The following is a 12,252-nucleotide window of genomic DNA, read 5'->3' on the forward strand; positions in this document are numbered from 1 at the left end:
AAAACGCCACATCATTTTAATAGTTGTAAGTTAGAAACAAGTTACTGTATGAGGACTGCACTATGAAGAGACAAAAGCGTGATCGCCTGGAAAGAGCGCAATCTCAAGGGTATAAAGCAGGATTGAACGGCCGTTCTCCTGAGGAGTGCCCTTACCAACAAACAGATGCTCGCTCATATTGGCTAGGTGGTTGGCGTGACGCCAGAGATGATAAACACTCAGGTCTCTACAAATAATTTGCCACATACAACATGGTTCTAAGCCCCGAAAGGGGCTTTTTATTTTATTCCGTATTATATAATACCTAACTAGCGCACTATAACTTATTGTTGATGGCAAAATAAAACAGCCATTAAAGCTGCTTCATTGTTAAGTATTATTTTTAAAAAGCAGAAGTGTCTTGGAAAAGGCCCACTTTTAAATCTTTCGCGACGTAAATTTCTTTGCCATCAACTAAAACTTTACCATCAGCAAGCCCCATCACTAACTTACGGTTAACCACGCGCTTCATGTGGATCTCATAGGTCACTTTTTTGGCGGTAGGTAAAATTTGCCCAGTGAATTTTACCTCACCAACGCCTAGCGCTCTTCCTCTACCTTTGCCGCCAACCCAGCCGAGAAAGAAACCAACCAATTGCCACATAGCATCCAGACCTAAACAACCAGGCATTACAGGGTCACCTGGAAAATGGCAATCAAAAAACCAAAGATCAGGAGAGATATCCAATTCAGCGAGAATCAGTCCGTTACCAAAATCGCCTTCTGTTTCTGACATTTTACTTACCCGATCCATCATTAACATATTAGGCGCGGGCAGTTGAGGATAACCTTCACCAAATAGTTCACCACGGCTTGAGGCTAGAAGATCTTCACGATTATATGAGTCACGTTTATTGTGCATAGTACTACTCCAATTTCAGATAGGAAGCATGTTAGTGAACGCATGTACGCTAAACAACTCCGATCAGTGTTAGATAAACCAATTTTTTATTCTTTCGACTATTCCGGGCGGTTGAATATGTTTTTCAAAAAATTCAATACGTTCAGCAATTTTGCTGATTACGCTTTCTTCATCATCGCCTCTAAACGGCTTATTCATCAAAATTGGAATAGCCTCATCGACTGTGGAGACCGGCCAGATATTAAACTCACCGTTCTTAATACTTTCTACGACTTGAGAATGTAGAGCGAGATGTTTTAAGTTACTGTGCGGAAGAATCACACCTTGCTGGCCAGTAAAACCATGATGCTGACAAACCCGATAAAAGCCTTCAATTTTTTCATTGAGCCCGCCAACGGCTTGAACTCGGCCAAACTGGTCAACGGCGCCGGTAACAGCAATTTGTTGATCAATAGGGTATTCTGATAAGGCGCTGACTAACGAGCACAATTCAGCGAGTGAGGCACTATCTCCATCCACTTCACTATATGATTGTTCAAAGACCACTGAAGCTGAGAAAGGCAAGGGGACATCAAGATGAAGAGCACTACTGACAAACGCTTGCATAATCATCATCCCTTTAGCGTGTAAATTACCACCAAGCTCGACCTTACGCTCGACATCAGCAATATCACCATCACCAAAATGAATAACACAAGATATTCGTGCAGGCTCGCCGTAAGATATTGGGTGACCTGCGACGTCAATAACTGTTAGGCCGTTAACTTGGCCAACTTGTTCACCCTGTGTCTCAATAATCACTTGTCCATCGAGAATGTCATCTAACGCTCGCTCTGGCAGATAAGAAGCTCGGTAGTAGCGTTGATTAATAGCTTGCTCCACATGCTGCTGTTCAATAGTTTGACCTTGAGATTCGATAGCAGATTCTTCGAGTAATGAACGATGCCACATCACGCAAAGTGGAGCGTAATGTTGATCCTCAGTATAACGAGCGCCCGCCGTCATTAGAGCTTTAATCGCATCTGGCGTAAGTAAAGGCAAATCGTAACGCTGAATTAGCCAACGCAAATAACCTAGATAGGTCAGCATGCGATCATTTTCAATTTTAATATCGAGTTCCATTTCACTAAACAAACATAATCCAGCATGAATGTCTGAATCGAGAAAATCGATATCACCGAGTTGATGACGATCACCGACAACAATCAATTTAATGTTATAAGATTGACTGATAGGTGTCTGCAGTAGCGATTTTTTACTCACATTAATCGGAGATACTGGTTCACCGAGCACGGCAGCTTTTAGCATCGGCCAGCAGAGTGGGTTAGCAAGCAGTAAATTCGCTGAAATAATCAAATAGCCATTATCTGCTTGGTCAAGTAATCCATGCGTTTGATGAATAACTTGACCATTTTTTACGGTAACTTGACCAAACAACATGGCCATGTCTAGTGTTTCAGTTCTAATCACTGGCACACAATGGGTGTTTTCAAGATGCTCTTTAATCAAACAACGATAAATGGAGTTATCTGGCGCATTGATCAGCAGAACTCGGCTAAAACCCTGTATATGTATGAAACGTTCAATCGCCTGTAACAGTCTTGGTTGAGTGTCGAAAAACGGCACCGCCGTTAATTGTGCAAACTGAGCCAGTGATTCATTAAAATCATCATACTGGGGCGTTACTAAACGCCAGATATCTTGTGTCATTGAGTCATCGAAGTGATTAAAAGGATTGAAATTATATAGAAAAACCCTGACCGCGAATAGCTTTGCTATCAGGAATGATCATCAGAGTATTTTTTATTGCTGTGATTGAAACTCAGCAAAGCTTGAGTTACCCTGTCACTATGTATTTATATGGACTTGCCGACTATGAAATATCAACAACTCGAAAATTTGGAATGTGGTTGGAAATGGCAGTATTTGATAAAAAAATGGAAAGATGGCGAGTCAATCACTTGCCACATTGATCGTAGTGAAGTGGAAAATGCGATAACAAAACTCAAATCTATCGAGTATGAACCCACATTAGTACTTGATTGGATCGCACAGCATATGGCTCCTGAGCTAGAAAACAAGCTAAAACAAGCTATTCGTGCCAAGCGAAAGCGGCATTTCAATGCTGAGCAATTGCACACTCGTAAAAAATCAATCGATCTCGATTATCGTGTGTGGGAGAAGTTATCTTCAAGAGCTAACGAGTTAGGTTGCACATTATCAGATGCTATTGAATATCTACTTAGTGAAGCATCGCGTAGTGAAAAAGCAAGCCGTGCTGTGAGCAGTTTAAAAGAAGATCTTAATAAATTGTTATCCAATTAGGAGTGAATGAAATGCTGTATGTTATTGTGATTGCGGCAATCGGTATTTTTTGGCTAGTAGCGATTGATAGACCCATTTTAAAAGTCACGTTTAAATCTGGTCATATCGTAGCAAGCAAAGGACATTTTCCCGCAACCTTTAAACACAATGTCTGTGAGATAGCAGAATCAGCACCATTTGATGGTCATATGAAGGTTTATCATCAAAGAACCGGAATGAAACTTATCTTTTCCAAACAAGTGCCGAAGAAGGTCCAACAACGGATTCGCAATGTGTTTCCTCATCAAGGCTTTAAAACCTCAGGACCCAAAGCCAAAAAAGGTCGATAATTTTAGCTATAAAAAATCTGACTAGCGTATGGGAATACCTAATGGGGAAGAGAATCTTAGAGTGGACGATCAGAATCAATTCCATATTCCCTTTTTGCTACCACTCATAGTTCGCATTATGTATATTATGTTAAATGATCCACATGTAGATACACCAGACTTATCCTTACCGCACTTCTATTCTTCCTTTTGCTTATTGCATTAAACATAAGTCTATTTACCATAAAGTATATAATTACCATATTGGTTCATGCTTGCACATTGAACAATATGGTAATTATTAAATATACTGATTGGCCAATTTCTTCATCGTGGTTTTAGATGGTGTTTAATGACTCGCTGTAATTCTTGGCTACGAATGGGTTTTAAGACAACATCATTCATACCCGCTTGTCGAAATATCGCGTGATCATCTTGCATTGCATGTGCTGTAAGCGCGATGATCGGCGTTTGGATATTCTTACAACGCAAAATTTTTGTTGCTTCAATTCCATCCATTACTGGCATCGAGATATCCATTAGAATTAAATCAAAGGTATGGCTGGTTTCTGTTAATGATACCGCTTGCTCTCCATCACTGACCATAGTGACATTGTAACCTAAGCGCGATAAGAGTAACTGAATGACCATTTGGTTCGTTTTGGTATCTTCAACGACCAAGATATGCCTCTGACTATTTTGATGGTTTGAATCCTGTTTTAAAATGGGTTCAAAGGTATTGGTGTCATTCCTGTCTGCTTGTCGTGAATTGACGGGAAGACGAATGGTAAAGTTACTGCCTTTTCCTAAACAACTGGTGACTGAAATTGTTCCTTTCATTAATTCAACAAGATGCTTGGTGATCGCTAAGCCAAGTCCAGTGCCACCGTAATGACGTGTAATTGAGCTATCAGCTTGAATAAATGGAGAAAATAAATGCTCTATTCGCTCCGGTTCAATCCCAATGCCTGTATCTTCGACATGGATGACCAATTCATTTCTTGCTGCACTTAAATGGACATCTACGGAGCCTGCCTCAGTGAATTTAATCGCATTGCCAATGACGTTGAACAGGATTTGAATTAAGCGTACAGGATCAACCCAATACTCATAATGGTCACAAATTGAAGTACGAACATTAAAGCGGATCCCTTTAGTCACACACGCTTTATGATGATAAGACAATGCATGCACAAGCTTTTTATGCAAATGAACCCAGTGACATTGTAACTTGAAATGTCCCGATTCAATTCGACTCAAATCCAGAATATCATTGATGATCACTAACAGCAGCTCGGCTGAATTTTCCATTTGTTCTAATAAGTCGAGTTGAGAGCGATTAGAATCTTCACGCAAAACATCAATGAGACCTAAGACAGCATTGAGCGGTGTTCTCAACTCATGACTCATCATGGCTAAAAATTGTGACTTTGCTTGATTTGCATGCTCAGCTTGCTGCTGTGCAATATAGAGTTCATGAGTTTTGATACGGACTAAGCTTTGTAGCTCTTCTTTATGCTCAATATCATTGATGGCTCGCTCTAGAAGTGGACGAAAGCGTTGCAGTGTTGCTTTGGTCTCCAAACTAAACTGCCCTTTCCTACCGCCTAAAAGCAGCAATACAGAATCGCTGGTTTGGGTTTGAATGCCAGTAATTAATGCTGAGTTAATGGTTTCTTGTAGAAATGGATTTAAATTTTGAAATTCGGCAAGCTTAGTCGGCTCAAAAAGGATAATACACTCGCCTTCTAATACTCGTTGAAATTTATCACCATTAATCCACTGCTTACCTTGAAAAGCAATATTTGAGGACAAAAACGTTGTAAAGAACGAATTTGGCGCATTTTTAGCAATAACAACAAAGTCATCAAAATTAATATATCGATGAAGGACATTTTTAAGTTCTTCAAAAATCTGATATTTATTATCAGCGTGACTAAGCGCCGATATCGCGCTGAGGATAACGCGATTCTCTTCCGCTAAGCGAAGCTCTCTTTCTTTACTTCTCTCTAACTCAAGTAGCACCTCACTCAGCTGCTCATTTTTGTCTTGTTCTATCATCTTTGTCTATTCTGACTCATAGAAGATAACTGATGCTATCATTAGGTTTCCGTGGGCATTCTCGCCACCAATGAATCGTCCCTGTTCACCAAAGGTAAATGGGCAAATAAAAGGTTGGCCATACATTTGTTCGATCAGTTTTTTATGGACAAGCTGTATGTCTTTTCCTAAACGAAGCATTGCACCTGCACAATAGATGATAATTGAACCGAGGGATAATGACGCATGATAGTTTTGTGTATTAGCATCTTGAATCACCCGTGATGCTCGATTCAGCAGCTGTTCTTTTGAACCTGTCATCAGTGTTATTTTTTCGCCTTCATTAACCGTAGCAAATAGTTCAAGCGATCCATCATTCAGCATTCGAATAGGATGACACAATTTATAGTAAGGCTGTTGATTAACATATCCGGCCACCCTCCCCAACGGAAAGCGAGTCACGTGTTCAAATAAATGTAAATCATTAAATTGGATGTTGGAGTGATCGCTGATCCACTCTTTATAAATCGCAGAAGCTGGTTCACCATCAATGCTTTGCACACATCGATGATTAACTTGAGTAATTTCACCTTCAAACTCAGTCGGTGAATAACCAGCACTAAAACCTGAAGTTAGTGGCTTAGATGGAAAAAATAGCTGCAAAGCTATGCCATTAGAGCTCCATCCCTGTTGGGTAATGATCGACCATTGTTTTTGAATATGATTATCAGCGGCACTGCCACCGATAATAGGAACGTGAGTGCCAAAAGTTGCATCAATCGCATCGATAAAAGCTTCTTCATGTCCCGGTGTTGAATGCAACAGAATTAAGCTCGGAACTTCTCCTACTCTATTAGCTTGTTGTAATGCTTGTTGTATTGCTACATAAGCAGCTCGTTGATCATCCTTTTGGCCTAACTCGACTAAACCTGTTCCATAAGCGCTATAAGAGCGGTCATAAATAGCCATTAAAGCGACAACAGGCCCAATATGAACTCCTTTATCTGTCATGATAGCCTGACAGGAAGAACAGCCAATAAATGGAATGCCAGGAAAATTTAGGCGGAGTTCTTGTTGTATTTGTTCAGCGGGATATTCTTGTGAATAATAACAAATGAGGTTAGACAAACCATCCGGCTTCAGTGTTTGTGCTAGCTGCGCTATGGCCTCTTTCGTCGTCGAAACATGAGTAAAAGCAGTAGTAAATTGCATATATCAGGCTAATAAAAATGCATTAATGGTGTGATTTTACCATGATAATTTTTTATTGACTGTTTTTGTATTGTAAGGATTGGTTGTTTTTGTGGTCTATAGTCTGATTTTCAGTCGTTGATTCTTTTTCAACGATGTTTTTTTCTTCGTTTATATGAGTTATAGTGCGCCAGGTAAAGGCTGATAGCAAAATGACCAGCATGATTATTATTTGAATAAGTTTATTTTTGGTGAGCTTTTCTGCAGGCATAAATTACTATCCTAATTAAAAATGATATTTGCGTCATATACCCTTCCTACCTTCAATTCCAAATTGTTTGGGTATAGCGTGTTAAATCAGAAAGAGAGTACTACATCGGCTTTTAAATGTTAACGACCGTGACCATGATATCAATTAACAATACAAACCCCGCTTACGCTCTTTAGTTGTTTATCGATCACTATCCTTTAAAGATAATGAATGCTAGAATTCTTGATGTACATCAATTTAGTGAAAGGTTGTTATGATTTCTGAAAAGCCTGCGGCAAAGCGTATTCAATCTGGTGGCTGCGCCATTCATTGCCAAGACTGTAGCATCAGTCAACTTTGCATTCCGTTTACACTGAACGAATCAGAACTGGACCAGCTTGACCAAATTATTGAGCGAAAAAAGCCGATTCAAAAAGGCCAAGCTCTCTTCAAAGCTGGGGATGAACTTCGCTCTTTGTACGCGATTCGTTCAGGAACCATTAAAAGCTATACCATCACTGAACAAGGTGATGAACAAATTACCGCTTTTCATCTTGCTGGTGATTTGGTTGGCTTCGATGCGATTACTGGCGACTCTCATCCAAGTTTCGCTCAGGCATTAGAAACCTCAATGGTTTGTGAAATACCATATGAAATCTTAGATGACCTTTCTGGTAAGATGCCTAAGTTACGCCAACAAATTATGCGGTTGATGAGTAACGAAATTAAGGGCGATCAAGAGATGATCCTACTACTCTCCAAAAAGAACGCCGAAGAGAGACTAGCCGCCTTCTTGTACAATCTATCAACGCGTTTTTCGCAACGAGGCTTCAGCCCTCGTGAGTTCCGTTTAACCATGACTCGTGGTGACATTGGTAATTATTTAGGTTTAACCGTAGAAACCATCAGTCGTTTACTGGGGCGTTTTCAAAAGTCAGAAATGCTTAGCGTGAAAGGCAAATACATCACAATTTTGGATCATGACGCTCTAATGCAATTAGCCGGCGTATCAAAAGACAGCAAATAATTCTTGATTCATGGCGATGATGCAGCACTATGATGAGCTGCATCATACTTTTCTTAAAAAACTTACTCTCTTCACTAAAACTCTCTCTTCAACTGCGTTAAAGTATCTCTAAGGTCTGTGAGTTATTGACCTCCTCCACAAACAAGGAGTTTGTTATGAGTATCTATAGCAAAATATTAGTTGTTGCAGACATTAATCACGATGAACAACCAGCATTAGCCAGAGCAGTTCAGCTAGCAGCCAAAAGCCAATCTCCTAGCCATATCACTTTCTTCATGTCGATTTACGATTTTTCTTATGACATGACCTCAATGCTGTCTATTGATGAACGAGATGCGATGCGTAGAGGCGTGATTCAACAACGTGAACAATGGATGAGAAGCGTTGCTGAACCTTATGTAGACTCATCTATTCAATTTGAAGTGAAGGTGGTTTGGCACAATCGTCCTTATGAAGCTATCATTGCAGAAGTTTTCTCTGGTCAGCACGACATTCTTATCAAAGGCACTCATAAGCATGATGTCTTAGAGTCGGTAATATTTACGCCTACCGATTGGCATCTACTGCGTAAATGCCCGACTCCTGTTTTACTGGTTAAACACAGCCACTGGCCTGAGAATGCCAACATTATCGCCTCTGTACATGTGGGTTCAGAGGTCGATACCCACATTCAGCTCAACGATATAATGGTAGAACAACTACTCAATTTAACTCAACGTCTTGGCGCTTCGCCCTATTTAGTTAACGCTTATCCAGTCACTCCAGCCAATATCACCATTGAGCTACCAGAGTTTGATCCGACAACTTACACCGATGCGGTGCGTGGTCATCACCTCACATCAATGAAAGCGCTAAGACAAAAACACGGTTTAGATGAAAGCCAAACCATTGTTCAACAAGGTTTACCCGAAGATGTTATTCCGGAAGCTGCCAAAACACTGAATGCGGCGATGGTTATTTTAGGAACCACAGGTAGAACTGGACTCTCCGCGGTATTCATTGGCAACACTGCAGAACAAGTCATTGATAAAATTAACTGTGATGTACTTGCTTTAAAACCCGCCGGTTATGTTAGTCCTCTTGATCCTAACATCGCTAGCTAAATATACTTTGCTCACTCTTTATTAATCCCCGCCCTTTTGGGCTGGGGATTTTTTGTTACAGAGGATGCTTAATACTGGCATCTTGTCAGCAGATCCGTATTATACGCACTTCATTTTGTTTGGAAGATTAAAGAACGAAAGCTAATGACAGAGCAAACTCAAGAGTTGACTAAAGCCCAACATTACAATTTCAATAAGCTACAAAAACGTATTCGTCGTAATACGGGGCAAGCTATTGCTGACTTCAACATGATTGAAGATGGCGATCGAATCATGGTCTGTTTATCAGGAGGCAAAGACAGCTTCACGATGCTCGACATTCTGATGAGTTTGCAAAAAAGCGCACCGATCACCTTCTCACTCATCGCGGTCAATCTTGATCAAAAACAACCCGGATTCCCTGAACATATTCTACCTGAATACCTTCAAGAATTAGGCGTTGAGTATAAGATCATTGAAGAAGACACTTATTCCATCGTCCAAGATAAAGTTCCCGAAGGTAAAACTACGTGTGCTCTTTGTTCACGTCTACGCCGTGGTATTTTATATCGCGCTGCGAAGGAGTTAGGGGCCACTAAAATTGCTTTAGGCCATCACCGTGATGACATTATTGAAACGTTGTTTTTAAATATGTTTTACGGCGGAAAAATGAAAGGGATGCCACCTAAGTTAGTCTCTGACAATGGCGAGCATGTCGTGATCCGCCCTCTTGCTTACTGCAGAGAAAAAGACATTATCAAGTACGCAAACCATCGCGCTTATCCTATCATTCCGTGCAATTTATGTGGTTCGCAGCCTAATATGCAGCGCCAAAATATTAAGCAAATGCTTAATGCTTGGGATAAACAGTTTCCAGGTCGTATAGAAACCATGTTTAGAGCCATGCAAAATGTGGTGCCTAGCCATCTTGCCGACTTTGAATTATTTGATTTTAAATCGATCAATCGTGATTCTGGCATTATTAATGGTGGTGATATTGGTTTTGATAAAGAGCCCGTTCCTCAGCCCATTCTCGATGAAGACGATACGGTGATGCCGTTTGATCCTGCATTAAAATTAGACGTGACTAACTTGTAGCATGTTCTTGATAACAAGTTGCACAGATACCAATAAGGCTGCCACTGGGCAGCCTTATTGGTATTTTCAGGTTAATGATTGATCGGATAAAATTTTTCTTTATTGCTCTACCCAATAGACTTGATTATGGCGGATCATCGCCTGTACATCTTGTACATAATCTGCTCCACGTTCAGAGTAACGCAATAATCCATTACTCAAAGCCAGCGCACTATCCACACTGAATAAATTTTCGTCATTTTTACGCAGCTGTTGGCGAATATTGCGCAAATCACGATAAGCCGCGTTACGATTCACATTCATAAAATAACGATGAATCGATTCTTGCACCGAAGAAAACTTGGCAACTTCATGGGTCATTCCTGCGCCTCTTGCTGCTGGAACGACACCACAGCCCGGAGAGTAACACCACTGACCAAAATAATTATTCGCTTCAGTTGCAAAACGCGAGGTTCCCCAAGCGGACTCATTAGCAGCTTGAGTCAGTACCAACGCTTCGGGTAAAACATCAACACGCTGCAACATCGCGTTCAACCACTCCCCGCTCAGACGATTGCCCTTATTCAGTGCTAATCCGTATTGTTCAGCCAATTGAGCCGCCAGTGTCTTATCTTTGCTTGACAGTTTACCCTGCTGAAAACGGGTTGCTAATCGTTGCAATTGTTGTCTTTCTTGTAAAATACGCTGATTCTCGAACGCAACTCCTGGTCTTAAATAAGAAAAAAACGCCTCTTTTTTCTCTGCTATATCCGTTATCGATGAAAAATCAGGTGCTGCAGATACGGCATGGCCAGTTAACTCAACCGGCCGGGGATCAGTAGTCCGAGTTGAATAATAAACGCTCCATCCAATGAGTACGATCACTAATCCGATAAGGATAAGGCGTTTACGCATTAAAAATTTGTGAATTTGCATCATGATCATCATCGCTATTGGTTTTGTTAGTGGTAACGATTTGTAGACGAATACCAAACATATTGCGGTAAATAATACCTTTCACATGAAAAAAGAAAGGTAAAACAAAGATTAAGCCAATGCCATAAAACAGGACGGCAGCTACGAACATCAACATCAGTAAAGCGTAAATAGCGGCTAAAGGGAGTAGTTTTTTGTTCACCGCACGTAATGATAACCACAGCGCTTGCATTGGGGGAACTTTCTTCTCACAGATCAGTAAAATCGAATTACTAAAGGCCAATGAAAAATACATCGAGAGGAGTGGGAAAACCATCCCTGCAACTCCTTGTAATACAAGGCTCAATAATGAAGCAATAATTACCGGTATGGTGAACTGCAATCCTTTAGTGATGTGATTCGTCTTGGTTTTAAGCCCGGCAGCATGACTCATAGCCATTAAACTCACTCCAGCATAAATCGGAGCACTGACGACTTCGTAACTAAAGTTAGCAATCAAAATCCCTTGAATAACGCCCGGAGGGATATTGCCCTCTTGAGCAAATAAAGAAAAAATGACCGATGGGTCACCGACCATCAATCTAAAGGCAATAATAAAAATTGCCAATTGGATCACGACCAAAATAACAATGGCAGGAGAAAAAGACAGGAAGTGTTTTAGGGTACAGTCCCATGCTTCTTTTAGTATCTCACCTATCTTAAGTTGATAATCACCAGAAAGAGCGCGTTGCAACGTTCCTCCTAAGTTAAAGTCTTTCTCGATATTATTGCTCATATTTCGCCCTAGTTTGGCCTGTCAAAATGCTTTTGAAACAAACGGAGATAGTTTTTCATTATACTGAAATACCGTCGAGTCTAAAATCTTACTGTTAAACTCAGCTTGCTTTATGCTTCATATGGCTGATAATTGACCACTTTAAAGCCTTTATTATTCGTTAACGGGGCATGGTAAAGAATCATCACTCAACGATGCAAAATTTTTTCTGTTTCAAGATAAGAAAATACTTTGATTTCGTCGGGTATGCTAATTATGATGCGCCCTTTGAAAAGGTATAACCAGTGTATAAATTCGATCAATAAATGCACCAAGCATGATACTGATTTATGACTGGTTT

At 40.4% G+C, this 12,252-nt stretch carries 13 protein-coding genes; 6 read left to right on the forward strand and 7 right to left on the reverse strand.

Annotated elements, in window-relative coordinates:
* Nucleotides 1-62 precede the first annotated feature (62 nt).
* Complete coding sequence (rmf, locus tag BSR11_RS03520) at nt 63-236, forward strand: ribosome modulation factor (RefSeq protein ID WP_040904313.1); 174 nt, start codon at nt 63-65, stop codon at nt 234-236.
* A gap of 146 nt (nt 237-382) precedes the next feature.
* On the opposite strand, the gene fabA is transcribed toward rmf, so the two are convergent.
* Nucleotides 383-901: a bifunctional 3-hydroxydecanoyl-ACP dehydratase/trans-2-decenoyl-ACP isomerase gene (gene fabA, locus BSR11_RS03525; protein WP_072669106.1), complete on the reverse strand. Its 519-nt coding sequence runs from the start codon at nt 899-901 to the stop codon at nt 383-385.
* 69 nt (nt 902-970) lie between these two features.
* Nucleotides 971-2,611 (reverse strand): S16 family serine protease, encoded by a 1,641-nt coding sequence (locus BSR11_RS03530; protein ID WP_072669107.1) that lies wholly within the window; start codon nt 2,609-2,611, stop codon nt 971-973.
* 165 nt (nt 2,612-2,776) lie between these two features.
* On the opposite strand from BSR11_RS03530, the gene matP reads away from it, so the two are divergent.
* Together matP and BSR11_RS03540 are read left to right on the forward strand one after the other, a co-directional pair.
* Complete coding sequence (gene matP / locus BSR11_RS03535; RefSeq protein ID WP_072669108.1) at nt 2,777-3,226, forward strand: macrodomain Ter protein MatP; 450 nt, start codon at nt 2,777-2,779, stop codon at nt 3,224-3,226.
* An 11-nt stretch (nt 3,227-3,237) separates the two neighbouring features.
* On the forward strand, nt 3,238-3,555 hold the full coding sequence (locus BSR11_RS03540) for a DUF3634 family protein (protein WP_072669109.1): 318 nt from the start codon (nt 3,238-3,240) through the stop codon (nt 3,553-3,555).
* A gap of 306 nt (nt 3,556-3,861) precedes the next feature.
* Here BSR11_RS03540 and BSR11_RS03545 read toward each other — a convergent pair whose 3' ends face one another.
* From BSR11_RS03545 to BSR11_RS03555, 3 genes are all read right to left on the reverse strand, one after another.
* Entirely contained in the window at nt 3,862-5,592 is a 1,731-nt protein-coding gene (locus tag BSR11_RS03545) for an ATP-binding protein (RefSeq protein WP_072669358.1), read from the reverse strand.
* Between the two features lie 9 nt (nt 5,593-5,601).
* Entirely contained in the window at nt 5,602-6,717 is a 1,116-nt protein-coding gene (locus BSR11_RS03550; protein ID WP_072669359.1) for an FIST signal transduction protein, read from the reverse strand.
* A gap of 121 nt (nt 6,718-6,838) precedes the next feature.
* Nucleotides 6,839-7,036, reverse strand: coding sequence for a hypothetical protein (locus BSR11_RS03555; protein ID WP_072669110.1), 198 nt, complete (start codon nt 7,034-7,036; stop codon nt 6,839-6,841).
* 253 nt (nt 7,037-7,289) lie between these two features.
* On the opposite strand from BSR11_RS03555, the gene fnr reads away from it, so the two are divergent.
* From fnr to ttcA, 3 genes are all read left to right on the forward strand, one after another.
* Nucleotides 7,290-8,042 carry a fumarate/nitrate reduction transcriptional regulator Fnr gene (gene fnr, locus BSR11_RS03560; RefSeq protein WP_072669111.1) on the forward strand — a complete coding sequence of 251 codons (753 nt, stop codon included), beginning with the start codon at nt 7,290-7,292 and terminating at the stop codon, nt 8,040-8,042.
* A 155-nt stretch (nt 8,043-8,197) separates the two neighbouring features.
* On the forward strand, nt 8,198-9,145 hold the full coding sequence (uspE, locus tag BSR11_RS03565; protein WP_072669112.1) for a universal stress protein UspE: 948 nt from the start codon (nt 8,198-8,200) through the stop codon (nt 9,143-9,145).
* A gap of 144 nt (nt 9,146-9,289) precedes the next feature.
* On the forward strand, nt 9,290-10,222 hold the full coding sequence (gene ttcA, locus BSR11_RS03570; protein ID WP_072669113.1) for a tRNA 2-thiocytidine(32) synthetase TtcA: 933 nt from the start codon (nt 9,290-9,292) through the stop codon (nt 10,220-10,222).
* A 99-nt stretch (nt 10,223-10,321) separates the two neighbouring features.
* Here the strand turns inward: ttcA and BSR11_RS03575 are convergent, their stop codons facing one another.
* Nucleotides 10,322-11,116, reverse strand: a complete 795-nt coding sequence (locus BSR11_RS03575; protein WP_072669360.1) for a glucosaminidase domain-containing protein — start codon at nt 11,114-11,116, stop codon at nt 10,322-10,324.
* Entirely contained in the window at nt 11,109-11,912 is an 804-nt protein-coding gene (locus tag BSR11_RS03580; protein WP_072669114.1) for a DUF2189 domain-containing protein, read from the reverse strand. The genes BSR11_RS03575 and BSR11_RS03580 overlap by 8 nt, the downstream gene beginning before the upstream one ends.
* Nucleotides 11,913-12,252: the final 340 nt, after the last annotated feature.

The organism is Vibrio injensis (assembly GCF_001895205.1).
Classification (GTDB): domain Bacteria; phylum Pseudomonadota; class Gammaproteobacteria; order Enterobacterales; family Vibrionaceae; genus Vibrio; species Vibrio injensis.